Source organism: Pseudomonas sp. ACN5, assembly GCF_002303975.1.
Taxonomy (GTDB): Bacteria; Pseudomonadota; Gammaproteobacteria; order Pseudomonadales; family Pseudomonadaceae; genus Aquipseudomonas; species Aquipseudomonas laurylsulfatiphila.
The window spans coordinates 484,364-510,594 of record NZ_MRCP01000003.1; the positions used below are offsets into that span (position 1 = coordinate 484,364).

The following is a 26,231-nucleotide window of genomic DNA, read 5'->3' on the forward strand; positions in this document are numbered from 1 at the left end:
CTTGTCGAGAGGTCATCAGGATGTTTGCAAAGGCTGTGCCGCAAGGCATTGCAGGCAGGAGGTGGCTGTTTAGTGTCGTGATGCACCAATAGCGTGCGCAGTCGCAAATTCGGCGCGACAAATTGGTGCCGTGGCAAAAGAAGCGGAGCGTGACGGCTCAGATGGTAACGAGCCCGCGTACGCCTTCTGTTTCCATGTTTTCACCACGCCCCTGTTGCACGATTTCACCCCGGGACATCACCAGGTATTGGTCAGCCAGTTCGGCGGCGAAATCGTAGAACTGCTCCACCAGCAAAATGGCCATGTCGCCCCGGGCCGCGAGCTTTTTGATCACGGCACCGATCTCCTTGATCACCGACGGCTGGATGCCTTCGGTGGGCTCGTCGAGAATCAGCAGGCGAGGGCGGCTGGCCAGCGCGCGGCCGATGGCCAGTTGTTGTTGCTGGCCGCCGGACAGGTCACCCCCCCGGCGTTGCTTCATTTGCAGCAGCACCGGGAACAGCTCGTAGATAAACGCCGGGACTTCCCTGGCTTCGCCGCCGGGAAACCGCGACAGCCCCATCAGCAGGTTCTCTTCCACGGTGAGGCGGCCGAAGATCTCCCGGCCCTGGGGTATGTAGGCAATGCCGGCATGCACTCGCTGGTGCGGCTTGAACGCAGTGATGGGTTTGCCCTCCCAGTTCACCGCGCCTTCCCTGGCCGGCAGCAGGCCCATCAGGCATTTGAGCAGGGTGGTCTTGCCCACGCCGTTGCGCCCGAGCAGACAGGTGACTTCACCGATTTTCACGTCAAACGTCAGGCCGCGCAGGATGTGGCTTCCGCCGTAGTACTGGTGCAGTTTTTCGACTTGTAGCATAGGGCCCTCCGGGCAGTTGTAAGCGGCAAGCTACAAGCTGCAAGAAAAAGCCGGACCGCTTTTCGCTCTTAACTTGCCGCTTGTAGCTGAAAGCTTGTAGCTGTCGCGTCAGCGACCGAGATACACCTCGATCACCCGCTCGTTGTCCTGCACCTGCTCCAGTGAGCCCTCGGCCAGCACGCTGCCCTGATGCAACACGGTGACGTGGTCGGCAATCGAGCCGACGAAGCCCATGTCGTGTTCCACCACCATCAGCGAGTGCTTGCCGGCCAGGCGCTTGAACAGCTCGGCGGTGAATTCGGTTTCGGCGTCGGTCATGCCCGCCACCGGTTCATCGAGCAGCAGCAATTGCGGGTCCTGCATCAGCAGCATGCCGATCTCCAGGAACTGTTTCTGGCCGTGGGACAGCAGGCCGGCCGGGCGATTGACCGAGTTGGTCAAGCGAATGGTGTCCAGCACTTCGGCGATGCGGTCTTTCTGCTCGCCGCTCAAGCGCGCCCGCAGGCTGGCCCACACCGACTTGTCGGTTTTCTGCGCCAGTTCCAGGTTCTCGAACACGCTCAAGGCTTCGAACACCGTCGGCTTCTGGAACTTGCGGCCGATGCCGGCCTGGGCGATCTGCACTTCGCTCATCTGCGTCAGGTCCAGGGTTTCGCCGAACCAGGCTTTGCCGTGGCTGGGGCGGGTCTTGCCGGTGATCACGTCCATCAGCGTGGTCTTGCCCGCACCATTGGGGCCGATGATGCAGCGCAGTTCGCCGACGCCGATGTACAGGTTCAAATCGTTCAGCGCCTTGAAGCCGTCGAAGCTGACGCTGATGTCTTCCAGGGTCAGGATGGTGCCGTGGCGCGTATTCAGGCCTTTGCCGGCGCGCTGGCCAAGTCCGATGGCGTCGCGGCTGCTGCCGGCGTCCTTGTTGGGTTCTACGGGGAAAAACGCCGGTTCGAGCATGAATTCAGCGGTTGCCGTGATTCTCATGATTCACCTCTTTTCTTCAGCAGACCGATCACGCCTTTGGGCAGGTACAGGGTCACGACGATGAACAGCGCGCCGAGGAAGAACAGCCAGTACTCGGGGAACGCCACGGTGAACCAGCTCTTCATGCCGTTGACCACACCGGCACCGAGCAACGGACCGATCAAGGTGCCGCGCCCGCCGAGCGCGACCCACACAGCCGCTTCGATCGAGTTGGTCGGCGACATCTCGCTCGGGTTGATGATGCCGACTTGAGGCACGTACAGCGCACCGGCCAGGCCACACAACACCGCGCTCAGCACCCAGACAAACAACTTGAACCCGCGCGGATCGTAGCCGCAGAACATCAGGCGGTTCTCCGCATCGCGCAGTGCGGTCAGCACCCGCCCGAACTTGCTTTGCGCCAGGCGCCAGCCGATGTACAGGCTCGCCACCAGCAACAGCACCGTGGCGAAAAACAGCACCGCGCGGGTGCCCGGATCGGTGATGCCAAAGCCAAGAATGGTGCGGAAGTTGGTGAAGCCGTTGTTGCCGCCAAAACCGGTTTCATTGCGGAAGAACAGCAACATGCCGGCGAAGGTCAGGGCCTGGGTCATGATCGAGAAATACACGCCCTTGATCCGCGAACGGAAGGCGAAGAAACCGAACACCAATGCCAGCAACCCCGGCGCCAATACCACCAGGCACAGGGTCCAGAGGAAGCTGCTGGTGCCGGTCCAGAACCACGGCATTTCAGTCCACGACAGGAACGTCATGAACGCCGGCAAGCCATCACCCGAAGCCTGGCGCATCAGGTACATGCCCATGGCATAGCCGCCGAGGGCGAAGAACAGGCCGTGCCCCAGGGACAGCAGACCGGCGTAGCCCCAGACCAGGTCGAGCGCCAGGGCGACGATGGCGTAGCAGAGAATCTTGCCTACCAACGTCAGCGTATAGGCTGAAACATGCAGCGTGCTGTCCACCGATAACAACGACAGCAGCGGTAACGCCAGCAACACAATGAGGATCACTGCGCCGATGGCAATCGAGACTTTGGGGCCGGCTTTTTGGGTCGCGGTAACGAGCAGGGGTTGGTTCATCAGTCGATCACCCGTCCTTTGAGTGCGAAGAGGCCTTGCGGACGTTTCTGGATGAACAGAATGATCAGCGCGAGGATGAGGATCTTGCCGAGCACCGCACCGATCTGCGGTTCGAGAATCTTGTTGGCTATCCCTAAGCCGAATGCCGCCAGCACGCTACCGGCCAACTGGCCGACACCACCGAGCACCACCACCAGGAACGAGTCGATGATGTAGCTCTGGCCGAGGTCCGGGCCGACGTTGCCGATCTGGCTCAGGGCCACGCCACCGAGGCCGGCGATGCCCGAGCCAAGACCGAAGGCGAGCATGTCCACGCGTCCGGTGGGCACGCCGCAGCAGGCGGCCATGTTGCGATTCTGGGTGACCGCTCGCACGTTCAGGCCCAGGCGTGTCTTGTTCAGCAGCAGCCAGGTCAGCACCACCACAAACAGCGCAAAGGCAATGATGACGATGCGGTTGTAGGGCAGTACGAGATTGGGCAGCACCTGAATCCCGCCCGACAGCCAGGCCGGGTTGGCCACTTCGACGTTCTGCGCGCCGAACAGCAACCGAACGAGCTGAATCAGCATCAGGCTGATGCCCCAGGTGGCGAGCAGGGTTTCCAGCGGGCGGCCATAGAGGTGGCGAATCACCGTGCGCTCCAGCGCCATGCCGATGGCGGCGGTGACGAAAAATGCCACGGGTAGCGCGATCAATGGATAGAACTCGATGGCCTGCGGAGCGAAGCGCTGGAACATCAGTTGCACCACATAGGTCGAGTAGGCGCCGAGCATCAGCATCTCGCCGTGAGCCATGTTGATCACACCGAGCAGGCCGAAGGTGATCGCAAGGCCCAATGCCGCGAGCAGCAGGATCGAACCGAGGGACATCCCGCTAAACGCCTGGCCCAGCATCTCGCCGACCAGCAGTTTGCGCTTGACCTGGGCGAGGCTGGTTTCAGCGGCGGTGCGCACCATCGCGTCGGTTTCAACGCCCGGCTCCAGCAGGCTTTCGAGGCGGGTGCGGGCCAGCGGATCGCCGGTTTCACCGAGCAGGCGTACGGCAGCGAGGCGCACGGCCGGATCGCCGTCGACCAGTTGCAGATTGGCCAGGGCCAGGCTGAGGGCGGCGTGGACGCCTTCATCCGTTTCGCCCGCCAGTTGCTGGTCGAGGAATTTCAACTGCGCCGGTTTGGCGCTCTTCTGCAATTGCTGCGCGGCGGCCAGACGGATTTTGGCGTCGGCGGCGAGCAACTGATGACTGGCCAGGGCCGAGTCGATCAGGCCTCGCAGGCGGTTGTTCAGGCGCAGGGTTTTCGGTTGCCCGTCGATGGTCAGTTCGCCTTGTTGCAGGGCATCGATCAACTCGATACGGGCCGGATCGGGTTGCGCGGCCCAGGCTTCCAGAAGTTTGGCTTGCTGCACGGAATTGGCGGCGACGAAGTCTTCGGCGTCGCCGGCGTGGGTGGCCATCGGCAGCAACAGTGCGATGGCGAGGAGGAAGCGGTAGAGGGCAGTGGGCATATGCTTGGCCTTGCGCGGACTAAATGTGGGAGCGGGCTTGCTCGCGAAAGCGGTGTGTCTGTCACATAGTTGTTGGATGTGCCGCCGTCTTCGCGAGCAAGCCCGCTCCCACAGGAATCGTGTCGGGTCTGAACTCCATGTTCGGCCCCGACACCCAATGGCTTTAGTTGCTCTTCACCGCATACTCCGGCTTCTTGTCGTTGCCCTGGATGAACGGGCTCCACGGTTGGGCGCGGATCGGTCCTTCGGTCTGCCACACCACGTTGAACTGACCGTCAGACTGGATCTCACCGATCATCACCGGCTTGTGCAGGTGGTGATTGGTCTTGTCCATGGTCAGCGTGTAACCGGACGGCGCAGCAAAGGTCTGGCCGGCCAGGGCTTCGCGGACTTTGTCGACGTCGGTGGACTTGGCTTTTTCTGCCGCTTGCGCCCACATGTGGATGCCGACGTAGGTGGCTTCCATCGGGTCGTTGGTCACCGCTTTGTCGGCGCCCGGCAGGTTGTGTTTCTTGGCGTAGGCTTTCCAGTCATCGACGAACTTCTTGTTCACCGGGTTCTCGACCGATTCGAAGTAGTTCCACGCAGCGAGGTTGCCCACCAGTGGCTTGGTGTCGATGCCGCGCAGTTCTTCTTCGCCGACCGAGAACGCCACGACCGGAACGTCGGTGGCTTTCAGGCCCTGGTTGGCCAGCTCTTTGTAGAACGGCACGTTGGAGTCGCCGTTGACGGTGGAGATGACGGCGGTCTTGCCTCCCGCCGAGAACTTCTTGATGTTGGCGACGATGGTCTGGTAGTCGCTGTGACCGAAGGGGGTGTAGACCTCTTCGATGTCCTTGTCGGCCACACCTTTGGAGTGCAGGAACGAACGCAGGATCTTGTTGGTGGTGCGCGGGTAGACGTAGTCGGTGCCGAGCAGGAAGTAGCGCTTGGCGCTGCCGCCTTCTTCGCTCATCAGGTATTCAACGGCGGGGATCGCCTGCTGGTTCGGCGCGGCGCCGGTGTAGAACACGTTCGGCGACATCTCTTCGCCTTCGTACTGCACCGGGTAGAACAGCAGGCCATTGAGCTCTTCGAACACCGGCAGTACCGATTTGCGCGACACCGAAGTCCAGCAACCGAACACCACGGCGACCTTGTCCTGGGTCAGCAACTGACGACCCTTTTCGGCGAACAGCGGCCAGTTCGACGCCGGGTCGACCACCACCGGCTCCAGCATCTTGCCGTTCACGCCGCCCTTGGCGTTGATCTCGTCGATGGTCATCAGCGCCATGTCTTTCAATGACGTTTCGGAGATCGCCATGGTCCCGGACAACGAATGCAGAATACCGACCTTGATGGTCTCGGCGGCCTGGACGGTCCAGGTCATGCCCATTGCGGCAATGGATGCCGAGAGAGTGAAAGCCTTGATCAAACTGCGACGCTTCATTGTGCGATCTCCATGAACTTATGAGTTTTCTTGGTTGGCAGATGCGGACTACTGAAGGGTCTTTAGCAAGGGCTGTGCCCGGTCGGGGAAAGGTAGGGGAATAGCGTTTTAGAGCGGTTGTGCGGATTGATGGCGCACCAGGAAGGATCGCGGCAGGCGTGTTGGTGCGAAGCGTTGCGCCAGATTGGGGCGCAGATTGTGTGAGCAACAACAATCGATTGTGGGAGCGGGCTTGCTCGCGAATGCGGTGTTTCAGATGCCATTGATGTTGTCTGACACACCCTCTTCGCGAGCAAGCCCGCTCCCACAAGGTCAGCGGCGCATCAGCTCAGCTTTTGATGCAGGTTTCAAAACCATGTCCGCCACCTTTGTACTCCGGGCCGTAGTAGTACTTGGTGAATGAAGTTTTTCCGTCAGGCGTGGAAGCGATGTTCGCTATCCCGACACCGTAGTCCTTGAGCGACGGATCCGTATGGGCAAAGTAAATCGCCAGGGAACTCGAGTTGGCGGCGGCAAAGCCGTCATACCGGGAGTTGTCGGGCAACGTCAGGGTAATACCGTAGGCGCCATGTTCGCCGGTACTTTGTTCGGCATTGAATTTCATGTCGACAACACCTTCAAACGCACCGATATGGCTGTCCATCCCGGTGCATTGATATCGGCCGCTGTAGTCAACGCCAGTAAAGGGTGGCTTGGCGGCCCATGCAGGCGTTGAAACAAGTACGGTGGATATGATGAGTTTTTTTAACATGTTTACCTCTCTCCGCTCTTGTAGGAGTTGTGACGATTAAGCTGTAGGAACAATCGTTGTTGAAGTGCGCGAGTATTTTTTATTATTCAACTCGCGGGAGCGGAGTATGAGCGTGGTAATGGATTTGTTAAGTGCTAACTCAATACGAGGTTTTTCCAGGCATAGATGCAGTTTTGAATGTTGTTTTAATTAAACATGGCGTTAACGACGTCGCATCAAACCGATGAAGAACAACCCGCCAATCGCCGCCGTGGCCACCCCGATGGGCAAGTCTTCGGGCGCGATCATCGTCCGGGCGGCGACGTCGACCCAGACCAGAAACACGCTGCCGAGCAACACGCACACTGGCAGCACTCTTCGGTGTTCAGCTCCGACCAGACGCCGCGCGATGTGCGGCACCATCAGCCCGACAAAACCGATCGAGCCGCTGATCGACACCAGCACCCCGGTCATCAGCGATGCAATCAGAAATACCCGCAGGCGCACGGTGCGCGCATCCAGGCCCAGGGTCACTGCCGTCTGCTCACCGGCCATCAGCGCATTCAACGGTCGCGCCATGCCCAGCAGCAACACCAGCCCGAACAACACACTGGCGGTCGGTACCGCCAGCAATTCCCAGCGCGCGAGCCCGAGTCCACCGAGCATCCAGAACATCACCGCCGAACTGGCTCGATGGTCGCCCAGGAACAGCAACAAATTGGCGATCGCCATCATCACGAACGACACCGCCACGCCGCACAACAACAGGCGATCACTGTCGAGGCGACCGTGGCGGCTGGCGATCATCAGCACCACCAGCATGCTCAGCAATGCACCGATGAAGGCGGCGATCGGCAAGGTCAGCAGGCCAACGATTTCTCCGATATGCAACACCACGATCACCGCGCCCAATGTCGCGCCGGACGTGACGCCGAGTAAATGCGGGTCAGCCAGGGGGTTGCGCGTCACCGCTTGCAGCACCGCGCCGATCAGTGCCAGCCCTGCGCCAACCAACGCACCGAGCAGCATGCGCGGGACGCGGATCAGCCAGACGATATGCTCCTGCCCGGGGCTCCAGTGTTGCACACCGAAACCGAACAGCTTGTGCAGCAGGATGCGCCACACCACGTCCAGCGGTACCCGCGCCGGGCCGAAACCCAGGGACACTACGCACGACACCAGCAACAGGGTACCGAGGACGATCAGCAACAGGGCGTAGCGACGGTTGATCATTCGCTGTGAAAGCCCTTGGCCAGGGTGGCGACCGCCAGCACGTTATCGATGCCCGGCGTGGCCTGTACGTACGGGATGACGATGAAGCGCCGGTGCTTGATCGCGTCCACTGATTGCAGGGCCTTGTTGGCCAGCAGGAACTGAATCTTCTGTTCGGCAGTGATTTCGCTGTAGTCGACGATCACGATCACCTGTGGATTGTGTTCGACCACGCTTTCCCAGTTGACCCGGGTCCAGCTTGCGTCGACATCATCGAGGATGTTGCGCCCGCCAGCGGCGTCGATCAGCGCTTGCGGCATGCCGAGGCGGCCTGAGGTCATGGCCCGGTCTTCGCCGCTGTCGTACAGGAAGACCCGCGGTCTTTGCGCGGGCAGGGTTTTGCGAATGTCCGCTACTTGCGCCTGCATGTGGGCGACCAGGGCGTTGGCGCGGTCCTGCACGTCGAAGATCCTGCCGAGGTTGCGCAGGTCGTTGTAGGTGTCTTCGAGGCTGGCTGGTGGGCGCTTCATCACGAAGGCGCAGGATTCGCTCAGCTCATACACATTGATGCCCAGCGGCTGCAGGGTTTGCGGAGTGAGATCGCCGCCGACCCGCATGCCGTAGTCCCAGCCGGCGAAGAGGAAATCGACGTTGGCATCGAGCAGGGTTTCCACCGACGGGTACTTGGCCGCCAGCTCCGGCAGACCGTCGAGCAGCGACTGCATGTCGGGTGTCACGGCCTTCCAGCCACTGACGCCGCTGTAGCCGGCCATCCGCGGCTTGAGGCCGAGGGCGAGCATCATCTGGGTCATGTTGATGTCGTGGCTGAGGGCATGTTGCGGTGCTTGCGTGAAGGTCACTTCGCGGTTGCAGCTTTTGACTGTCAGCGGGTAATGGGTGGCTTCGGCCAAGGCCTGGGCGCTGATCGACAGCATCACGAGGCAGAGGCCGGAGCGCAGCAGGGAACGCAAATTCATGGTTGGGTTATCCAGGTGATTCGTGGGTAGCCGTGCAGCGGATGGTCATCGATAAGCGCTTCGACGCCAAACACATTGCGCAGCAGGGCGGTGGTGAGCACCTCTTGCGGCGTGCCGCTGGCGACGATGCGGCCATGGTTGATCACGTACAGCCGATCACAAAAAGCCGCCGCCAGGTTGAGGTCGTGGATGCTCGCCAGGGTGCCTATGTTCAGGTGCTTGACCAACTTCAACAGCTCAAGCTGATAGCGTGGGTCGAGGTGGTTGGTCGGCTCGTCGAGGATCAGCAGTTGCGGTTGCTGGGCCAGGGCGCGGGCGAGGATTACCCGCTGTTTTTCACCGCCTGAGAGGGTGGCGAACTCATGGTCATCGAAGCCCTTGAGGCCGACGGACTCCAGCGCCTGATGAATGAGTGTCGAGTCCTCGAGCGTGTCGCCATCGAACAGGCCTTTGTGCGGCGTGCGGCCCATGGCGACCACTTCCTCGACGGTCAGGCCGAAGGCGTCGGGGAACTCCTGCAAGACCACGGCGATGCGTTGCGCACACCAGCGCGAGGATTGCTTCCAGACATTCTGGTGATCGAGCCTGACCTCACCGTGCTCCGGTTTACTGAAGCGCCAGGCACAACGCAACAGGCTGGTCTTGCCACTGCCGTTGGGGCCGATCAACCCGACGAACTCACCCGCGGCCACGTGCACGGAGGCATCACGCAGCTGGAACTGATGGTGGCAATGGCCGTGGCCCAGTGGGGACCAGGTGAGGTTGGTGAGGTGCAGCGAGGTCATGCCGTTACTCTTGAGGTGAAGCTGATGGCCTCTTCGCGAGCAAGCCCGCTCCCACAGGAGTTGCGTGAATCCTGTGGGAGCGGGCTTGCCCGCGAAGAGGCCCGAAAGGACACCCTTGATGCTAGAGGGTGACGTGCGGGGCAGTTTACAGCCCCTTGAGCCCCGCGCATCTCAGCTGTTTCATGATGAAGATGAGGCGTTCTCAGTCTGCCGGGTAAAACGCGACAGCAGCACACGATCCAGCACCCACACCACCACCAGCGAAGCGCCCACCAACGGGAAGGCCACCGCGAGGGCGAACATGATCACCATGGCGGTTTTCCATTTCGGCAGGTCGTGGCGCAGCGGTGGTACGCCGAGTTTTCCTTGCGGACGACGCTTCCACCAGATCACCACGCCGCTGACCGCGCTGAGCAGGATCATCAGGCAGATCAGCAAAACGATGATTTGATTGAGCGTGCCGAACATCTTGCCTTCGTGCAGCATCACCCCGATTTCCGTGGCGCGGGCGACGGCGCCGTAGTGCTCGAAACGCACATCGGCAAGAACCTTGCCGGTGTACTGGTCGATGTGCAACGTGGCGTCATTGCGCGGGTCGTCGGCGAACACCGAGATGGTGAACACGCCGGTTGCGGATTTCGGAAAAGTGATGCTGTAGCCCGGTTCGACCTTACTCTGCGTAGCGATGTTTTGTACGTCTTGCAGGCTGATAGTCGGCGCGGCGGGGCCGGCGTGCGCACCGTCGTGGGCCATGTGCTCGGCGTGGTCGCCGGACATTGGCATCGGCGTGTTTTCCATGGCCCAGGGCACGGTCTGGCGGGTGGCGCTGTTGAGGCTGCGCGCCTCGACGTCGGACTTCGGTACGTTGTCCCACATTGCCGCCGGAAAGACGTTCCACACGGCAGCGTATTGCTGGCCCCAGAAGCCGGTCCAGGTCATGCCGCTGAGCAGCATCACCAGCAGCAGGGAGGCGCCCCAGAATCCGGTGACGGCATGCAAGTCACGCCAAAGCACCCGCCCGCGACTGCTCAGGCGTGGCCACAGAATGCCGGCGGCCTGACCGCGCGGCCACCACAGGAATACCCCGGACACCACCAGCACCACACCCCAACCGGCGGCCAGTTCGATCAGCCGATCGCCGACGGTGCCGATCATCAGCTCGCCGTGAATCGCGCGCGCAATGGCTTGCAGGTTCTTCTTGGCATCTTGCTCGCCGAGGATGTCGCCGTGGTACGGATCGACAAAAACGTTCAGCTCGTTGCCGTCGTTGAGCACGACGAACTGGGCGCTACGTTCGGCATTGACCGGTGGCAGGTACTGTTTGATCGTGGCCTGGGGATACGCATCTTTTACCCGCTTGAGCAGGTCGTCGGCCGGGACAGTGTGATGACCGGCCGGCACGTTGAGCAGGCTGCTGTACATCAGCGAGTCGAGTTGCGGCTTGAACAGGTAAATGGTGCCGGTCAGGGCCAGCATCACCATGAATGGCGCAACGAACAATCCGGCATAGAAATGCCAGCGCCAGGCCAGGTTGTAGAAGTTCACTTTTGGCTGTTTCATCACGTGTGCTCCGCTTGGCTGGATTTTTTAGTTGTTTGTTTTACGGTTGCTGCGCAACCGATCGCGGGCAAGCCCGCTCCCACAGGTTCAACATTGTCCATGTGGGAGCGGGCTTGCCCGCGATGCTCTTAAAAGCTCATATCCACCTTGGTCCAGAGCGTGCGCCCCGGCTCCTTGATGGCTTGCGGGTCATTGGCGGGGTAGCCGAAACCGGCGTTCCCTGCCAGGTTCAAGTGCTCGGCGTAAGCCTTGCCGAACAGGTTGTCGACGCCGCTGCTGACCTTCCAGTTGCTGTTGATCCGATAGGCACCGTTGAGGGAGAACACGCCGAACCCCGGCGTCTTGCCGAAGTCCTTGCCGACCACGTTGCCCTTGTTCTGGTCGATACGGTTTTGTGCGGCGACCACTCTCCACAGTGCGCCGGCACTCCAGTTGTCTTCGCTGTAGGTCAGGCCGAAACGGGCATCCAGCGGCGGCATCTGCGGCAATGCAGAGCCATCGCTGCTGTTCTTGCCCCAGGCGTAGGCCAGGGTCGCGTCGGCTTTCCAGTGTTCAGTGAGGCTGTACGCGGCGCCCAGTTCGCCGCCCATGATTCGTGCGTCGATGTTCTCGGCTTGCGAGGTCGTGCCCATCATCGTCGGGGTGTAGTTGAACAGGATGTAATCGCGCACCTGCCCGACGTAACCCGAGGCCCAGGCTTGGAGTGTTTCGGTCTTGTATTGCAGGCCGAAATCGAGCTGGGTGGTTTTTTCCGGCTTGATCGAATCGAAGGCATTCACCGAACCGGCGGGGCCGGACTTGGGTGAAAACAGCTCCCAGTAATCCGGGAACCGCTGGGTGTGACCGAGGCCCGCGTACAAGGTGGTCGGGCTGTCGGCCAGGTCATGCTCGTAGCGGATGAAGCCGCTTGGCAGGGTGTCGGCGCGGGTGTCGTCGGCGGTCGGATTCGGGCGGGTCATCATTCCCGAGCCGATGGTCTGCCGATAGTCCTTGGCCGAGGCGCGGTCCAGGCGTGCGCCGCTGATCAAGCGGTCACGGTCGGTGGCGTACCAGGTCAGTTCGCCGAACGCACCGTAGTTATGGAAGTCGGCATCCTTGGTGTAGGGCAGGTCCTTGTAGGTGTCGATGCCCATGGCGCTGCGCTGGCGATGTTCGTTGGTCTGTGCGTCGATGCCGCTGATCAGCTGCACATCAGCCCAACGCCAGGTGGCCTTGATCCGTGCGCCGAGGGTGCGGCGGTCGACGTTGGAGGCCATGGGGCCGGCCATCATGCCGGTGCCGGACGGCGTGCGCAGGGTGTAGTTGTCCATCACGTGGTCGGCGTAGTTGTAATAGACCTGCGCCTCGACTGTATCCAGCACATCGCCGATGCTGGATTTCTCGAAGCGCAGGCCGAGGCTTTCGCGCAGGAACTGCGAACCGTCCATGCTGCGCCCGGCGTAGCGCGCTTCACCGTCACCCTTGCCGGCGGTCAGCTCCAGCAGGGTATCGGCATCCGGGGTCAAACCGAGTGCGACGTCGCCGTTCCATTTGTCGTAACGCGATGGGACGGTGTCGTTGTTGCCGTCCTGGTAGTCGTCTGCATGTGCGGTGTTGCCGATTACCCGCACGTAGCCCAGTGGCCCGCCGGCAGCGGCGTCCACCAGTTTGTCGAAGCGCCCGTTGGAGCCGGCCAGTACGCTGGCATTCACCCTCGTGCCGAGTTCGCCGAAGCTTTCCGGCTCGCGCTCGAACAGGATGGTGCCGGCCGAAGCGCCCGGCCCCCAAAGCACGGTTTGCGGGCCTTTGATCACGGTCAGCTTGTCGTAGGTTTCCGGCGAAATGTAGGAGGTCGGCGCGTCCATCCGCCCAGGACAGGCGCCAAGCATCATGCCGCCGTTGGTGAGGATGTTCAGGCGCGAGCCGAACATGCCGCGCAGCACCGGGTCGCCGTTGGTGCCGCCGTTGCGCACCTGGGCGAAGCCCGGAATGGTTTTCAGATAATCCGAGCCGTCGCTGGCCGGCACCGGTTGGCGCGGGTCCTTGGGGTTGGTGACGATGGTCAATGGCGAGCTGGGGGCAACGGCGGTAATCACCGTCGGACTCAGTTCTTCAGTGTGACCGGCGTGTTCATCGGCCAGCGCGGAAGGCGCCAGCAATGCACTGCACAAAATTGCAGTGGCGTGCCTGAAACGAATGCCGGATTCGTTTTGGGCCATGGAGACTTGAGCTGGGCTCAAGCCTGTGTCAGCAGAAAACCTGGACATGAAATTTCCATCGAACAGTCGTAAACGACACGGCCGGCAGCCTGAAGCTTTCCCTGTGGGAGCGGGCTTGCTCGCGAAAGCAGTGTGCCAGGCGACATCAACGTTGACTGACACTCCCTCTTCGCGGGCAAGCCCGCTCCCACCGGTTGCTTGGGTTGTCTTGCGGACCGTGTGAGATCGGAGGTGGGTGTTTACGCGACGGAAGGCGGGGCGCGGGTGCGGGCGCCGGGGAAGACGGTTAGCCGGGCATGGCCCAGGCGCGGAGAGGGTGTGGTGAAGGTGTTGACGGGTGCAATGACGAAGTTGGCGAAGGACACGCCGCCGGTCAGCGCCGGGCAATTGAACAGCAGGCTGCAATAGCCGCACTTTTCCCACAGCACATGGTGCCCCGGGGCAGGCGGGCAATGCTCGGCAGAGGTTTGCTTGCCGTGGTCGGCATGCTCCATCGCCGACATGTCCATGCTCATACCTGCAGGCATGCTCATCGACATGGCGCGCGAATCCATCGGCATCGACTGGGAAATCAGCGGACCGATAAAGATCATCAGCATGGCGAACAGGCTGATCCAGCTGCCGCGTGTCAGGCTCAATGCCTGACTGCGTGGCCTGGATGACCTGGCGCTAAGCGGGCGCATGGGCGTTTTCAGTTCAGGCGATTATGGATTGTGCATGTGCGCTTGCATGCCGTCCGGCGCCTGCTTCTGCACCGCGACTTCGACCGTCACGTCACCGGCTTTCTCGAAGTGCAGCGTCATGGGGAAGCGCTTGCCGTCAACCAGCAGGCTGCGGTCCTTGAGACCCAGCAACATCACGTGATAGGCCATCGGTGCGAAAGTGACCTCGCCACCGGCGGGCACTTCCACGCTTGGTACGTGCTGCATTTTCATCATGTCGCCTTGCATCACGTGCTCATGCAATTGCGCTTCGCCGGCAATGGGGGTATCGACGCTGAGCAGGCGGTCGGCGGTCATGCCTTCGTTGTCGATCACGAAATACGCCGCAACGGTGGGCGCATTGGGTGGCAACTCCTGAGACCACGGATGGGCGATTTCCAGCGTGCCGACCTTGTATTCGTGGGCATTGGCAAAGCAGGCAGGCAGCAACAACGCGGCCAGAACGATGAGTTTGTTCAACATGGCAGTTCTCCGGAACGATTTAAACGCAGGTCAATTGCGAGAAAAAATCACACCAGAGGGGACGCGCGGGGGTTGAGACTCGGCCATTGCTGGCGCGGTGACGGGCTGTCGAGCGAGGTGGCAGGCAAGCTTCGGTTGGATTCGAAGTGCGCGAAATACAGCTGTGGCGAATGTCCCGGCAACGCCACCAATGGCGCAGAACCCGAGCAGCACCAGCAATGCTGCATATTGGAATGATCGTCGTTCTGCGGGGCTTTCTGTTCAAGGTCGCCGATGGAAATCGCCACCATCCTGGTGCCGCTGGCGCTGCAGAAGCTGCCCCACAACAACTGTTCGGCAGGTGACTTCGACGTTTGCGCCATCGCTCCGGACATCGGCATGGCGAGCAAATTGAACAGCACTGCGAAGCAGGCTATCCAGGCAATTGCGAGCCGTTGTCGGGACATGGGACAAAATCCGTTTGGGTGGGCGATCAGGCGCGGGCTATTTAGCCTGATCAGGGCCGATAAGTAAAAACGCGGTGTGCGGTTTGGTGTCGCAGTGCGTTGCACCGCGGTCATTGATTTCATGATAGCCGCGAATTCCAGAATGCTAGCACCGCTTAAACATTGTTCAGAATCTCAGAGATTCAGTCGTTCCTTAAAGGTTTGTACGTAAAGTCGGAGTGACGGGTAGGTTCCAATCTTTGCGTCACCACTGATGGCGCCTTCACGGGCAAGCCCGCTCCCACAGGTTTCTTTGTCTGGCCATGGATTTGTGCTCAGTGAGGTCCACTGTGGGAGCGGGCTTGCCCGCGAAGGCGTCCTGACGTGTTCGCAAAAATCAGATCAATTGCTGCTCTGCCATTACCTGCAGTATCACGGCCACCGCCGCAAACTCTCGCTCAACCCCAGGCAACACCGGCCGCTTCAAAACAATCACCGGCACCCCACGCTCACGCGCCACTTCCAGCTTCGGCTCGGTCGCCGTGCTGCCACTGTTCTTGCTGATCAATACGTCGATCTGCCGACGTTCGAACAACGCGCGCTCATCGTCGATCAGGAACGGTCCCCGTGCGCCGATCACTTCGCAGCGCTCGTTGCCCGGATAGATATCCAGCGCGCGCAGGGTCCAGAATTGCTCCGCAGGAATTTCATCCAGGTGTTGCAGGGGCTCGCGGCCGAGGGTGAACAGCGGTCGGCGGAAGGGTTTCAGGGCCTCGATCAGTTCGGCCCAATCGCTGACTTCCCGCCAGTCATCACCCGCCCGGGCTTGCCAGGCCGGACGCCGTAGCGCCCAGCAGGGAATACCGCTCAAGCGCGCGGCGGTCGCAGCGTTCTGGCTGATTTGGGCGGCGTAGGGGTGAGTGGCGTCGACCAGCAGTCCGATACCCTCATTGCGAATAAATTGCGCCAGACCCTCGGCACCGCCGTAACCGCCAACGCGGATCTGACATTGCAGGTCCGTGGGCACCCGACCGATACCGGCCAGGCTATAGATGTGCTGCGGCCCCAGCGTGCGGGCAATGGCCAAGGCTTCGGTCACACCGCCGAGCAACAGGATGCGCTTCATTGAAAAGCGCCTGCATGGCCGACAATCCCGCCCTGGCGATCGATGGCAAAGACTTCCACCTGAACCTGCGCCGGCACCACGCTGCGGGCAAAGTCCAGGGCGTGCTGACAGACTGCATCACCCAGGGCGACCCCGGCTGCGGCGGCCATGGCCAGTGCCTGCTGGCTGGTGTTGGCCTCGCGGATGCTTTGCTGCAATGCCGTATCGGCACCGACCTGTGCGGCCCATTGCGCCAGTTGCGGCAGGTCGATGCTCGAATGACGACTGTGCAAATCCATATGCCCGGCTGCCAGTTTGCTGATCTTGCCGAAACCACCGCACAGGCTGAGCTTGTCCACGGGCACTTTGCGCAGGTGCTTGAGTACGGCACCGACGAAGTCGCCCATTTCGATCAGGGCAATTTCCGGCAGGTTGTAGACCTGGCGCATGGTGTCTTCGCTGGCGTTGCCGGTACAGGCGGCGATGTGCAGGTAACCGTTGGTTTTTGCCACGTCGATGCCCTGGTGGATCGAGGCAATGTAGGCCGCGCATGAAAACGGCCGGACGATGCCGCTGGTGCCGAGTATCGACAGTCCGCCAAGAATGCCCAGGCGCGGGTTCATGGTTTTCAATGCCAGTGCCTCGCCATTCTCGACATTGACCGTCACGTCGAAACCGCCGGCATAACCGAGCTCGTCGGCCAGCCGGGCCAGGTGATCGCCGATCATTTTGCGTGGCACCGGGTTGATCGCCGGTTCGCCGACCCCCAGCACCAGCCCGGGCCGGGTCACGGTGCCAACGCCGCGGCCGGCATGGAAGCGAATCCCCGGCTCGGCGCTCAGGCGCACCTGGGAGTACAGCAGGGCGCCATGGGTCACGTCGGGATCGTCGCCGGCGTCCTTGAGGGTTCCCGCTTCGGCGCCGTCCTCGGTGAGGCGGCAGAACTCCAGGCGCATCTGCACGTGCTTGCCTTTGGGCAGCACGATGTCCACCGCGTCGGCTGTTACACCGGCCAACAGCAAGCGTGCGGCAGCGAGGCTGGTAGCGGTGGCGCAACTGCCGGTGGTCAGGCCACTGCGCAGCGGGGCGGGTTGTTCGGCGGTTTCGTCACGCATCGAAAGGCTTCGTCACGTCCAGCAAGGTAATCGGCAGGGCCTGGCGCCAGGTGTCAAAGTCGCCCAGCGGTTGTGCTTGCGCGATATGAATTCGCGTCAGCTCTCCGCCGTGTTGCTCGCGCCAGGCCATCAGGGTCATTTCACTTTGCAGGGTGACTGCGTTGGCAATCAGCCGGCCACCGGGTTTGAGTTCGGCCCAGCACGTATCCAGCACGCCTTCACGGGTGACACCGCCGCCGATGAAAATCGCGTCCGGTCGCTCCAGGCCGGCCAGGGCCTGCGGCGCATTGCCGCGAACCAGTTGCAGGCCGGGAACGCCGAGGGCATCGCGGTTGTGCTCGATCAACGCCTGGCGGCCGTCATCCGCCTCGATGGCCAATGCGCGACAACCGGGGTGGGTGCGCATCCATTCGATGCCGATCGAGCCACTGCCGGCACCGACATCCCACAACAGTTCGCCGGGGATCGGGGCCAGACGTGCGAGGGTGATGGCGCGCACATCGCGTTTGGTCAATTGACCGTCGTGCCTGAAGGCGGAGTCCGGCAGTCCGGCCAGTCGGGACAGGCGAGGTGTATTCGGTTCAGCGACACATTCGATGGCGACCAGGTTCAGGTCGGCGATCAGCGGGGCGTTCCAGTCGCTGGCAATGCTGTCGATACGCCGCTCGGCTTCGCCGCCCAGGTGTTCCAGCACGGTGAGACGGCTGGGGCCGAAGCCTCGTTCGCGCAACAGTGCAGCGATGGCCGCGGGGCTGCGGCCGTCGTTGCTCAATACCAGCAAGCGCACGCCGCTGGACAGGTGGGCGTTGAGTGCGGCGAGCGGCCGGGCCACCACCGAAAGGGTGACCACGTCCTGCAAGGGCCAACCCATTCGCGCTGCTGCCAGTGAGCATGAGGAGGGCGCGGGAAGCGTCAGCACTTCGCTGGCAGGGAGTTGTCGGGCAAGGCTGGCGCCGACGCCATAGAACATTGGATCACCGCTGGCCAGGACGCAGACGGGCTCGCCACGTCGGGCCAGGACCGGTTCAAGGGAAAAGGGACTTGGCCACACTTGCCGTTCGCCACGGATGCAGGCTGGCAGCAGATCCAGTTGTCGTTGACCGCCAATGATCCGCGAAGCCTTCAGCAGAGCATGTCGGGCATTTTTTCCAAGCCCCTTGAAGCCTTCCTCTCCGATGCCTACTACTGTCAGCCAGGGGGTCATGCTGTTCCTCATCTATCAATCGAAGCCAAATCACGGAGCCGGTCCGTGCCGGGCTGGCGGTTGCGCATCATACCGCGGCGCGGCATTCGCCTGTTGTCATCGGGTGAAGGCGTGCTTTTGACCGTGATGACACCGTTCAAGTGTCAGGATATTCAATCTTATGATGGCTTGCGCAGTTCGAATCTCTTCATGGTGATCTCGCGAAGCTTTTTTTCAATCAGCGGTTTTTTATTTTCGAGTTTGTATCTGTCCAGTTTAAGGCTGGCCCGTCGCTGGGTGATTTGTGCATCCTGATCTTCCCAGTTCCAGAACAAAAAACCACTTTTTCTTGTGGTTACTACCAATTCAAGATTAAAGACGGCTATTTCAAGGAACCCCCTTGAATCGTAGCGTGCAGGTATTACCTGAAAACCTTCTCCCATAAGACTCTCTTTATCCAGTGAAAACAGCGCCGATTTGTCGGGCTTCAGCGCGTCGAGCGTGTCTATCATGGCATTGCCTTGTCGGGAGTCCCGCATGCCTTCAGCGCTTTGCACCAGAAAGTGCGCAACGCTTTGTGAAATGACGCTACGGGTGCGGGTGAAAATCGCGTCTTCAAAGACAGACCAACCCAGGAAATCCAGCGTATTTACATACTCATGCAGCCACGTTGACGAATCAGTGAAGCGACTACAAAGCATGTCAGCGGATTTTGTGGCTATTTGTGTGCAATCGGTAAGGTCGTTGTGATCTTGCAGTGAAAGTTCGTCTATGCATGAAGTAAGGCTGTGTCCGGTTAATGCTCCAGACAGGCTGTTTTTGCTCATGGGTTGCTCCTGATAGTTAGCTGTTTGCTATTGCTGTTTGCGAATTAAAAGTACAGGAGTCGATAGAGGGTTGAAATAAGAGCGGGTTGTGAAGTTGATTTTTGTTGTGAGTGTTTTTTGCGGCGTTTATGCCTGACATGAGTCAGTACGACCCGTGCGCCAGAACAAACACTCTGACGCCGGAGCCAGGCGCTTTTCGTCGTCCATCTGCCTGGACTTTTCATCCCGCCTGACAAAGCAGGCATAATGCTGCCCTTCGCCTCGTACCGGTCATCCAGTGAATCCTCGTCAGAAATCCAACCCTTTACGCCCTTCGGCCTGTCCCGGGTTGCTGCGTATCGTCCAGGCGTTGGACGGCGGCATTTGCCGAATCAAACTCAGCAGTGGTTCCATCCGCGTACAGCAGGCCTTCGCGGTGGCCGATGCAGCCGAGCGATATGCCGGTGGTGTGATCGAGGCGACCAACCGCGGCAACTTGCAGATTCGTGGCATCGGCAACGAACAGGCCGCCTTGATCGACTGCCTGCTTGCCGCAGGATTGGGCCCGAGCCATGCGGCGGGTGATGATGTTCGCAATCTGATGCTCAGCCCTGCCGCCGGGTTCGATCGGCAGATGCTGTTCGATACCCGTGCGCTGGCCGATCGGATTTTGGCCACGGTGCAACAGCAGGAACGCTTTCACGATCTCAGTGCCAAGTTCGCTGTGCAACTCGATGGCGGCGAGGCTCTGGCGATGCTTGAGCATCCCCACGACCTGTGGCTCGCGGCCTTCGAGCGAAACGGTGAGCAACGGCTGGCGTTTGGGTTGGCTGGATGCCCGACGGACCAACCGGCCGGTTCGGTCGCGCTCGACGATGGCCATGCCCTGGTAGTCGCGGTGCTTGAGTTGTTCCTTGAACGGGCGCGCCCCGAGCAGACGCGGATGCGTCATTTGCTGACCGAGTACTCCATCGAGCACGTTCTGCTTCGGCTGGCTGAGTGTGTATCGATGCAAGCGGTTGTCGATTGGCAGCGGGTTTCGGCTGGCAGCGATTTGCACATCGGCGCCCATCCCCAGGCCGACTCCGGCGTTGTCTATGTGGGGGCTGTCCCGCCACTGGGACGGCTCGATCCGACGATGCTGCGGGGCGTGGCGCAAGTGGCCTGCGAGCTCGGTGATTCGAGTCTGCGCTTCACACCCTGGCAAAGTCTGCTGGTGCCCAATGTTCGCGCGGAAAATGCCACTGAGGTCATTCGGCGACTGCAGTGTCTGGGTCTGCAGTGCGAAGCCGATCAGCCATTGTCCCGGCTGATCGCCTGCACCGGCTCAAACGGTTGCGCCAAAGGCCTGGCCGAGACCAAGGGCGATGCCCTGCAGTTGGCCGCGCTGCTGCGCCGCCACGGACCGGCGCTGAACATACACCTGAGCGGTTGCCCGCGTTCCTGCGCCGCCGCGCATATCGCGCCCGTCACGTTGCTGGCCGTCGCCCCCGGTCACTACGATCTATATTTTCGCGACGCAGCGCAGCCGGGTATCGGCGCGCTGCACGCACACAACCTTACTATTGAAGCGGTCGCGGCCTTGCTCGACGCTCGCTCACGGAGCCCCCTTGATGCTTGATTACATCCGCGACGGTCAGGAGATCTATCGCAACTCCTTCGCGATCATTCGCGCCGAGGCCAACCTCGACCGAATTCCTGCCGATCTGGAGAAACTCGCGGTCCGTGTGATTCACGCCTGCGGCATGGTCGAGGCCATCGACGGTTTGCAGTTTTCCGAAGGGGCGGGCAAGGCCGGGCGTGATGCGTTGGCGGCCGGCGCGCCGATTTTGTGCGATGCGCGAATGGTCTCCGAAGGCGTGACCCGCGCGCGGTTGCCAGCGAACAATCCGGTGATCTGCACCTTGCGCGACGAAAGCGTTCCGGAACTGGCCCGTGAGTTGGGCAACACCCGCTCAGCCGCTGCGCTGGAACTGTGGCGTCCCCATCTGGAAGGTAGCGTGGTGGTCATCGGCAACGCCCCGACGGCATTGTTTTATTTGCTGGAAATGCTCGACGCCGGTGCGCCGAAACCGGCGCTGATCCTCGGGTTCCCTGTAGGTTTCGTCGGCGCCGCCGAATCCAAGGCAGCGCTGGCGGCTGACAGCCGTGGCGTGCCGTTTGTCATCATGCAGGGTCGCCTGGGCGGTAGCGCCATGGCTGCCGCCGCCGTCAATGCCCTCGCCACGGAGATCGAATGATGCAGCAACCTGGACGTTTGATCGGCCTTGGCGTCGGTCCCGGTGATCCGGAACTGATTACCGTCAAGGCGTTGCGACTGCTGCGCGAGTCGCCTGTAGTAGCGTACTTCGTCGCCAAGGGCAAGAAGGGCAACGCCTTCGGTATCATCGAAGCCCACCTGCAGGACGCACAGAATTTGTTGCCACTGGTGTACCCGGTGACCACTGAAGCCTTGCCAGCGCCGTTGTCCTACGAGCAAGTGATCAGCGACTTCTATGATGACGCTGCCGCAGAACTGGCCGCGCATCTCGACGCAGGTCGCGATGTGGCAGTGATCTGCGAGGGCGATCCGTTCTTCTACGGCTCCTACATGTACCTGCACGACCGGCTCGCCCAGCGTTATCAGGCTGAAGTCGTGCCTGGGGTGTGTTCGATGCTCGGCGGTGCTTCGGTGCTCGGTGCGCCGCTGGTGTATCGCAATCAGAGTCTGTCGGTGTTGTCCGGTGTGCTGCCGCACGACGAACTCAAGCGTCGCCTGGCCGATGCCGATGCGGCGGTGATCATGAAACTGGGACGCAATTTTCCCAAGGTCCGCCAGGTGCTGGAGGAACTCGGCCTGGCCGAGCGAGCGCTGTACGTCGAACGCGCAACCATGGCCAACCAGAAGATCGTGCCGCTGGATCAGGTCGAGCCGATGTCTTCGCCGTACTTCTCGTTGATCATCGTTCCCGGTGAAAGGTGGCAAGGCTGATGACCCGTCCAGTTCCGGCGATTGTCATTCTCGGCAATGGCAGCCTCGCGACCGCACAGAAAATTCAGCAGTTTTATCCGGGAGCGTTGATCCACGGCCTGACCGGGCGGGTGGAGGGCGCTGATCGCGTCTACCGTGAATTCGGTGCGACCCTGCGTGAGCTTTATCAACAGGACACACCGATCATAGCCTTGTGCGCAGCCGGGATCGTGATCCGAACGCTGGCGCCGTTGCTGCTGGAAAAAGGCGCCGAGCCGCCAGTGCTGGCCGTGGCCGAAGACGGCAGTGCGGTGGTGCCTCTGCTTGGTGGTCTTGGCGGCGTGAATGTGATGGCGCGCGAGATTGCCGCCGCACTGGAAGTCTCGGCGGCGATCACCACCAGCGGTGAACTGCGTTTCGGCACCTGCCTGCTCAATCCGCCCAGTGGGTATGTCTTGGGCGATCTGGAATTGGGCAAGCGTTTCGTGTCCGATTTGCTGGCGGGTGAAACGGTGCGCATCGAAGGTTCTGCACCGTGGTTGGCGCAAGCGCAATTGCCTGAGAATGAACACGCGCGACTGATCGTTCACGTCGGTCATGCCGAGCGAGCGCCAGCGGCCGACGAATTGCGGATCTATCCACGCAACGTGCTGGTTGCCGTGGCGGGCGAAGTGGCCAATGCATCGGCCGCCATTCGCCAGGCTTTGCGTCAGGCCGGAATCGCAGTGCAATCGGTGGCTTGCCTGTTGGCCGCCGACAGTGAAATGGTCGGCTCCACGTTGCGCGAAGCGGCGCTCGAGCTGGGTGTGCCGTTGCGTTTTGTCAGCGCTGCAGGTGCGGCGAGTGAGCTGGTGCATCATGCCATCAGGCCTGTATCCATCGTCGGCGATGACGTGGTTGCCATTGCAGTCGCCGAGCAGCCGTTGGAGCCATCGCAGATCGGCCGACCGCGCGGACGGCTGGCGGTGATTGGCCTCGGGCCAGGCGCTGCCGACTTGATGGTGCCGGCGGTGAAGGCAGAACTGGCTCGCGCCAACGATGTGCTCGGCTACGAAACTTACGTACGCATGGCCGGGCCATTCCGGGCTGACCAGGTGTTGCACTGCACGGATAACCGCGAAGAAATGCAGCGTGCCCGTCACGCCTTCGAACTGGCGGCTCAAGGGCGTTCGGTGGTGGTGGTGTCGTCCGGTGATCCGGGGGTCTTTGCCATGGCCGCGGCTGTGCTGGAGGCGCTTCACGAGTCCAGCGATGCTGCCTGGCACAACGTCGATCTCGAAATCCTGCCAGGTGTCTCAGCCTCGCTGGCGACGGCCGCCCAGGCCGGTGCGCCGTTGGGGCATGACTTTTGTGTGCTGTCGCTGTCAGACAATCTCAAGCCCTGGTCGATCATTGAAAAACGTCTGGACCTGGCCGCGCAAGCTGATCTTGCGCTGGCTTTCTACAATCCGATCTCTCGTTCACGCCCATGGCAATTGGGCCGGGCGCTGGAGATTGTCAGCCAGCACCGTGAGCCGGGAACTCCCGTCGTATTGGGGCGGGATATTGGCCGTCCGGGTCAGACGTTACGGGTGACCACGCTGGGTCAACTGGGTGTCGATCAGGTGGACATGCGGACAATGGTGCTCATCGGGTCTTCGACAACTCGTGTGTTCCCTCGCCTGGACGGTAGTACCTGGGTGTACACGCCACGCAGTTATGGCGACAAGCTTACCCCCATTCAATAGTTACTATTCCGGACTGCTGAATAACGCCAGGCCATTATTAATTAATAATGGCCTGGTTGGTGGTGTCTGTTTGTTGTTGAATACGTGTCTCGCTAGTTTGTAATGATTGATATACATATGTTGTATTTAGTTGTGGTTGATGGTTGGAGTGAACTGCGTTAGTTTTAAGGCGCTTCTGGATGGAGCGCTTGTTAATAAATAAAGGAGTATTACTTGTGGATGATTTTGAAAGCTCTGTAAGCTTTTCGAAAAGTGCTGATTTTGTAAGGGCATGCATTAAGATGCGTAAAAGTGCCATGGCCAAGCGGCCGCGCACAATGTCGTTGATGTCGTCGGTCGCTTCGAGTCCTACCAAGGAATTGGACGCGCTGGTGTTGGGCAATAGTCTGATTGGCTACGGTGACAAGATCAGCATCGAGAACATGGCGATCATTGAAAACCTGATAACCATGTCGAAGATGGAAGCCAATTACGAAGTGCCCGGGAATAAGGATCCCAAGGCTTGGTATCACGCCTTTACCAAGTGTCTGGAAGAGTTGGGGTGTTTCGTTCCAGATAAAGGTTACTCAAAGTACAGTGCCACTTCGCTGAAGATCACGATGGATAATGTCATGGTCGATATTATCCAGGCTGCCATCGAGGCTGCAAAGGCCGCAATTCCTGGCGCAACTGTGCTCAGTGCAATCACCAACTCCACGCTGGATGCATTGAAGAAAGAGCCAGATGCACTAAATCTGTTCAACCTTGAAGCGAAGAATACGGAAGGCGTACGCCTGACCACTATCCCCTGCGAGCAAATGGCCAACGGAATTATCCTGATCGCGGTAGGCGCGGTTGATCATCAGGGTGGTAGTGATGATGGCGGTGCGCTGTTTGTCGACTGGAGGACTTCTTCCCTGGAAATCTTTCACGGAAAGTCGTTTGTAACGTTCAACCCTGCCCGTTATGCGGAAATCAAGTCGGACATCGAAGAGTACCTTGGCGAGCACCGAAAAGATGTGTTGGTCAGGCGGTTCAGCCGGCGCAAGTGAAGGAACGAGGCCAGAGGTTTTCGGCCTTTGGCTTTCCTGAATCAAGGAAAGCGAATGACGTACTCCGTAGTAATAAATTCAGGCAGCGTTTTGCTGATGTCGAAGGCGTTGTCGCCTGCGGCCCTGCAGGACAGCCTTGACACTGTCTTGTTTGCGCAACTCACCGCCGAGGAAGATTTTCCGAATGGTCACGCCCACGTCAAATGGGCCGAAGTATTCGTGGATACGCTGGGCGCTTGTGGCTGGCAGTTCCATGACCAGGGGGCAACCTCAGGAATGTTCCCTCGATCAGGCGTTACGATTTTTTCCGTGTATGACGCTGTGCATGCAGCCTTTCAATCAAGGCTGTCCGCTCAGCAAGTCCTTCTGATGGGAAGTGCTCTGCGCATGATTGCGCAACTGCCGGTACAGTCGCTGGGGGCTGGGGTTTTCCGTGAGCAATCGATATTGGAGAGTGGGACTCATTCAGTCGGTATCGAAGACAATCTCAAGCGTACTCATCGTGTGAGAGTGCTGGCAGGCGTAGTCGAGGCTGATGGTTTTTTAACATTGGCCACCGTGTTCTTTGAAACAGATCAGCCGATTGAAGGCCAGTTTATCGGGCAAGACTTCGCTTTGAATCGCGTAGCGGGAGGTGTGATGACTTCATTTCTTCACGCCCGATTTGCTGTCAACGAATACACGGCATTCCGAGAAGACACAGTGCGGTGGCTAGGGCCGCAACGGCAGGCACTGTGCATCAAGGTCGGCGAACACGCGGTGCAGCTTGCTTAGAGGGGGCTAAGGCACCAGATAGCCCCTCACCCCGGTGAAGATAATCTGCGCCGCCAGTGCGCATACGAATAGCCCCATCAAACGGCTGACGATCTGTAATCCCTGATCACCGAGAATGCGCTCGATTCGACTGGACAAAAACAGCACCACGCCCACCGTAAAACTGGCCATGGCAATGCCGACAATGGCGGTGAGTTTGTCGTCCCAGTGCGGCTGACTCACGCCCATCACCAGTAACGCACCGATGGTGCCCGGGCCGACGGTCAGTGGAATGGTCAGCGGGACGATGGTCACATCCTGCTGCACGTTGTCGGTCTGTACTGCCGATTTACCTTGTGCCATCCCGAGTGCCGAGATGAACAGGACGCTACCGGCACCGATGCGGAACGCATCCACGGTAATGCCGAAAACACTGAAAATCACTCGGCCGAACAAGTACAGCAGCACACTGGAGACCAGTGTGGCGACTGCAACTTTCCAGGCCAGTCGACGCTGTTCCTTGCGCGAATAACCACGGGTCAGGCTGATGAAGCAGGACAACACGAAGAATGGGCTGTAGAGCACCAGCATCTTCAGGTAAACGCTGAACAACACATGGAGCATGGTGCCGGGCTCACTGGCGAGGGAA

The 26,231-nt window shown here is 60.5% G+C and carries 25 protein-coding genes; 6 read left to right on the plus strand and 19 right to left on the minus strand.

From position 1 onward, the window contains the following. Positions 1 to 157 precede the first annotated feature (157 nt). From urtE to BSF40_RS08340, 18 genes are all read right to left on the minus strand, one after another. Positions 158 to 856 (minus strand): urea ABC transporter ATP-binding subunit UrtE, encoded by a 699-nt coding sequence (urtE, locus tag BSF40_RS08255; RefSeq protein WP_095964742.1) that lies wholly within the window; start codon positions 854 to 856, stop codon positions 158 to 160. A 108-nt stretch (positions 857 to 964) separates the two neighbouring features. Then, positions 965 to 1,834 carry an urea ABC transporter ATP-binding protein UrtD gene (urtD, locus tag BSF40_RS08260; protein WP_095964743.1) on the minus strand — a complete coding sequence of 290 codons (870 nt, stop codon included), beginning with the start codon at positions 1,832 to 1,834 and terminating at the stop codon, positions 965 to 967. After that, positions 1,831 to 2,910: an urea ABC transporter permease subunit UrtC gene (urtC, locus tag BSF40_RS08265; RefSeq protein WP_095964744.1), complete on the minus strand. Its 1,080-nt coding sequence runs from the start codon at positions 2,908 to 2,910 to the stop codon at positions 1,831 to 1,833. Before urtC ends, urtD begins: the two co-directional genes overlap by 4 nt. Next, positions 2,910 to 4,412, minus strand: a complete 1,503-nt coding sequence (gene urtB, locus BSF40_RS08270; RefSeq protein WP_095964745.1) for an urea ABC transporter permease subunit UrtB — start codon at positions 4,410 to 4,412, stop codon at positions 2,910 to 2,912. The genes urtC and urtB overlap by 1 nt, the downstream gene beginning before the upstream one ends. 163 nt (positions 4,413 to 4,575) lie before the next feature. Next, positions 4,576 to 5,841, minus strand: a complete 1,266-nt coding sequence (gene urtA, locus BSF40_RS08275; protein ID WP_007979634.1) for an urea ABC transporter substrate-binding protein — start codon at positions 5,839 to 5,841, stop codon at positions 4,576 to 4,578. Between the two features lie 328 nt (positions 5,842 to 6,169). After that, positions 6,170 to 6,592: a hypothetical protein gene (locus BSF40_RS08280; protein ID WP_095964746.1), complete on the minus strand. Its 423-nt coding sequence runs from the start codon at positions 6,590 to 6,592 to the stop codon at positions 6,170 to 6,172. Between the two features lie 201 nt (positions 6,593 to 6,793). After that, a complete protein-coding gene (locus BSF40_RS08285; protein WP_095964747.1) occupies positions 6,794 to 7,804 on the minus strand; it encodes an iron ABC transporter permease in 1,011 nt (336 codons plus the stop codon). Continuing rightward, on the minus strand, positions 7,801 to 8,760 hold the full coding sequence (locus BSF40_RS08290) for an ABC transporter substrate-binding protein (protein WP_095964748.1): 960 nt from the start codon (positions 8,758 to 8,760) through the stop codon (positions 7,801 to 7,803). Before BSF40_RS08290 ends, BSF40_RS08285 begins: the two co-directional genes overlap by 4 nt. Then, positions 8,757 to 9,545, minus strand: coding sequence for an ABC transporter ATP-binding protein (locus tag BSF40_RS08295; RefSeq protein WP_095964749.1), 789 nt, complete (start codon positions 9,543 to 9,545; stop codon positions 8,757 to 8,759). The genes BSF40_RS08290 and BSF40_RS08295 overlap by 4 nt, the downstream gene beginning before the upstream one ends. A gap of 180 nt (positions 9,546 to 9,725) precedes the next feature. Then, on the minus strand, positions 9,726 to 11,105 hold the full coding sequence (locus BSF40_RS08300) for a PepSY domain-containing protein (protein WP_095964750.1): 1,380 nt from the start codon (positions 11,103 to 11,105) through the stop codon (positions 9,726 to 9,728). A gap of 128 nt (positions 11,106 to 11,233) precedes the next feature. Further along, positions 11,234 to 13,303 carry a TonB-dependent copper receptor gene (locus BSF40_RS08305; RefSeq protein WP_371918065.1) on the minus strand — a complete coding sequence of 690 codons (2,070 nt, stop codon included), beginning with the start codon at positions 13,301 to 13,303 and terminating at the stop codon, positions 11,234 to 11,236. A gap of 239 nt (positions 13,304 to 13,542) precedes the next feature. Continuing rightward, complete coding sequence (locus tag BSF40_RS08310) at positions 13,543 to 13,986, minus strand: DUF2946 domain-containing protein (protein ID WP_095964752.1); 444 nt, start codon at positions 13,984 to 13,986, stop codon at positions 13,543 to 13,545. 21 nt (positions 13,987 to 14,007) lie between these two features. Next, entirely contained in the window at positions 14,008 to 14,487 is a 480-nt protein-coding gene (locus BSF40_RS08315; protein WP_095964753.1) for a copper chaperone PCu(A)C, read from the minus strand. A 47-nt stretch (positions 14,488 to 14,534) separates the two neighbouring features. Continuing rightward, entirely contained in the window at positions 14,535 to 14,933 is a 399-nt protein-coding gene (locus tag BSF40_RS08320; protein ID WP_015093286.1) for a DUF2946 domain-containing protein, read from the minus strand. A 376-nt stretch (positions 14,934 to 15,309) separates the two neighbouring features. Next, positions 15,310 to 16,038, minus strand: a complete 729-nt coding sequence (locus BSF40_RS08325) for a cobalt-precorrin-6A reductase (protein WP_095964754.1) — start codon at positions 16,036 to 16,038, stop codon at positions 15,310 to 15,312. Continuing rightward, the gene (locus tag BSF40_RS08330) at positions 16,035 to 17,132 is read right to left on the minus strand and encodes a cobalt-precorrin-5B (C(1))-methyltransferase (protein ID WP_095964755.1); all 1,098 of its coding nucleotides are present in this window, start codon (positions 17,130 to 17,132) and stop codon (positions 16,035 to 16,037) included. The genes BSF40_RS08325 and BSF40_RS08330 overlap by 4 nt, the downstream gene beginning before the upstream one ends. After that, positions 17,125 to 18,336 (minus strand): precorrin-6y C5,15-methyltransferase (decarboxylating) subunit CbiE, encoded by a 1,212-nt coding sequence (gene cbiE / locus BSF40_RS08335; RefSeq protein WP_095964756.1) that lies wholly within the window; start codon positions 18,334 to 18,336, stop codon positions 17,125 to 17,127. The genes BSF40_RS08330 and cbiE overlap by 8 nt, the downstream gene beginning before the upstream one ends. Positions 18,337 to 18,494: 158 nt before the next feature. After that, the gene (locus BSF40_RS08340) at positions 18,495 to 19,142 is read right to left on the minus strand and encodes a hypothetical protein (RefSeq protein ID WP_095964757.1); all 648 of its coding nucleotides are present in this window, start codon (positions 19,140 to 19,142) and stop codon (positions 18,495 to 18,497) included. A gap of 277 nt (positions 19,143 to 19,419) precedes the next feature. Here BSF40_RS08340 and cobG point away from each other — a divergent pair, with 277 nt between their 5' ends. From cobG to BSF40_RS08370, 6 genes are all read left to right on the plus strand, one after another. After that, positions 19,420 to 20,742, plus strand: coding sequence for a precorrin-3B synthase (cobG, locus tag BSF40_RS08345; protein WP_095964758.1), 1,323 nt, complete (start codon positions 19,420 to 19,422; stop codon positions 20,740 to 20,742). After that, positions 20,735 to 21,361, plus strand: coding sequence for a precorrin-8X methylmutase (locus tag BSF40_RS08350; RefSeq protein ID WP_007979603.1), 627 nt, complete (start codon positions 20,735 to 20,737; stop codon positions 21,359 to 21,361). The genes cobG and BSF40_RS08350 overlap by 8 nt, the downstream gene beginning before the upstream one ends. Continuing rightward, on the plus strand, positions 21,361 to 22,092 hold the full coding sequence (locus BSF40_RS08355) for a precorrin-2 C(20)-methyltransferase (protein ID WP_095964814.1): 732 nt from the start codon (positions 21,361 to 21,363) through the stop codon (positions 22,090 to 22,092). Before BSF40_RS08350 ends, BSF40_RS08355 begins: the two co-directional genes overlap by 1 nt. Then, positions 22,092 to 23,798, plus strand: coding sequence for a precorrin-3B C(17)-methyltransferase (cobJ, locus tag BSF40_RS08360; RefSeq protein WP_095964759.1), 1,707 nt, complete (start codon positions 22,092 to 22,094; stop codon positions 23,796 to 23,798). The genes BSF40_RS08355 and cobJ overlap by 1 nt, the downstream gene beginning before the upstream one ends. A gap of 215 nt (positions 23,799 to 24,013) precedes the next feature. Continuing rightward, positions 24,014 to 24,829 carry a hypothetical protein gene (locus BSF40_RS08365; RefSeq protein ID WP_256585597.1) on the plus strand — a complete coding sequence of 272 codons (816 nt, stop codon included), beginning with the start codon at positions 24,014 to 24,016 and terminating at the stop codon, positions 24,827 to 24,829. Positions 24,830 to 24,883: 54 nt separating this feature from the next. Beyond that, positions 24,884 to 25,603 carry a hypothetical protein gene (locus BSF40_RS08370; protein WP_095964760.1) on the plus strand — a complete coding sequence of 240 codons (720 nt, stop codon included), beginning with the start codon at positions 24,884 to 24,886 and terminating at the stop codon, positions 25,601 to 25,603. A 6-nt stretch (positions 25,604 to 25,609) separates the two neighbouring features. On the opposite strand, the gene BSF40_RS08375 is transcribed toward BSF40_RS08370, so the two are convergent. Further along, positions 25,610 to 26,206: a MarC family protein gene (locus tag BSF40_RS08375; protein ID WP_007971378.1), complete on the minus strand. Its 597-nt coding sequence runs from the start codon at positions 26,204 to 26,206 to the stop codon at positions 25,610 to 25,612. Positions 26,207 to 26,231: the final 25 nt, after the last annotated feature.

What these genes read in the sequence shown, in the direction of transcription:
- urtC (WP_095964744.1), bottom strand. Translation starts at nt 2,910, where the DNA reads ATGAACCAACCCCTGCTCGTTACCGCGACCCAAAAAGCCGGCCCCAAA.
- BSF40_RS08315 (WP_095964753.1), bottom strand. Translation starts at nt 14,487, where the DNA reads ATGTTGAACAAACTCATCGTTCTGGCCGCGTTGTTGCTGCCTGCCTGC.
- BSF40_RS08320 (WP_015093286.1), bottom strand. Translation starts at nt 14,933, where the DNA reads ATGTCCCGACAACGGCTCGCAATTGCCTGGATAGCCTGCTTCGCAGTG.
- cobJ (WP_095964759.1), top strand. Translation starts at nt 22,092, where the DNA reads ATGACCCGTCCAGTTCCGGCGATTGTCATTCTCGGCAATGGCAGCCTC.
- BSF40_RS08350 (WP_007979603.1), top strand. Translation starts at nt 20,735, where the DNA reads ATGCTTGATTACATCCGCGACGGTCAGGAGATCTATCGCAACTCCTTC.
- BSF40_RS08290 (WP_095964748.1), bottom strand. Translation starts at nt 8,760, where the DNA reads ATGAATTTGCGTTCCCTGCTGCGCTCCGGCCTCTGCCTCGTGATGCTG.
- BSF40_RS08355 (WP_095964814.1), top strand. Translation starts at nt 21,361, where the DNA reads ATGCAGCAACCTGGACGTTTGATCGGCCTTGGCGTCGGTCCCGGTGAT.
- BSF40_RS08300 (WP_095964750.1), bottom strand. Translation starts at nt 11,105, where the DNA reads ATGAAACAGCCAAAAGTGAACTTCTACAACCTGGCCTGGCGCTGGCAT.
- BSF40_RS08305 (WP_371918065.1), bottom strand. Translation starts at nt 13,303, where the DNA reads ATGGCCCAAAACGAATCCGGCATTCGTTTCAGGCACGCCACTGCAATT.
- urtD (WP_095964743.1), bottom strand. Translation starts at nt 1,834, where the DNA reads ATGAGAATCACGGCAACCGCTGAATTCATGCTCGAACCGGCGTTTTTC.
- BSF40_RS08370 (WP_095964760.1), top strand. Translation starts at nt 24,884, where the DNA reads ATGACGTACTCCGTAGTAATAAATTCAGGCAGCGTTTTGCTGATGTCG.
- BSF40_RS08325 (WP_095964754.1), bottom strand. Translation starts at nt 16,038, where the DNA reads ATGAAGCGCATCCTGTTGCTCGGCGGTGTGACCGAAGCCTTGGCCATT.
- BSF40_RS08330 (WP_095964755.1), bottom strand. Translation starts at nt 17,132, where the DNA reads ATGCGTGACGAAACCGCCGAACAACCCGCCCCGCTGCGCAGTGGCCTG.
- BSF40_RS08375 (WP_007971378.1), bottom strand. Translation starts at nt 26,206, where the DNA reads ATGCTCCATGTGTTGTTCAGCGTTTACCTGAAGATGCTGGTGCTCTAC.
- cbiE (WP_095964756.1), bottom strand. Translation starts at nt 18,336, where the DNA reads ATGACCCCCTGGCTGACAGTAGTAGGCATCGGAGAGGAAGGCTTCAAG.
- BSF40_RS08310 (WP_095964752.1), bottom strand. Translation starts at nt 13,986, where the DNA reads ATGCGCCCGCTTAGCGCCAGGTCATCCAGGCCACGCAGTCAGGCATTG.
- BSF40_RS08295 (WP_095964749.1), bottom strand. Translation starts at nt 9,545, where the DNA reads ATGACCTCGCTGCACCTCACCAACCTCACCTGGTCCCCACTGGGCCAC.
- BSF40_RS08340 (WP_095964757.1), bottom strand. Translation starts at nt 19,142, where the DNA reads ATGAGCAAAAACAGCCTGTCTGGAGCATTAACCGGACACAGCCTTACT.
- urtA (WP_007979634.1), bottom strand. Translation starts at nt 5,841, where the DNA reads ATGAAGCGTCGCAGTTTGATCAAGGCTTTCACTCTCTCGGCATCCATT.
- urtE (WP_095964742.1), bottom strand. Translation starts at nt 856, where the DNA reads ATGCTACAAGTCGAAAAACTGCACCAGTACTACGGCGGAAGCCACATC.
- urtB (WP_095964745.1), bottom strand. Translation starts at nt 4,412, where the DNA reads ATGCCCACTGCCCTCTACCGCTTCCTCCTCGCCATCGCACTGTTGCTG.
- BSF40_RS08280 (WP_095964746.1), bottom strand. Translation starts at nt 6,592, where the DNA reads ATGTTAAAAAAACTCATCATATCCACCGTACTTGTTTCAACGCCTGCA.
- BSF40_RS08285 (WP_095964747.1), bottom strand. Translation starts at nt 7,804, where the DNA reads ATGATCAACCGTCGCTACGCCCTGTTGCTGATCGTCCTCGGTACCCTG.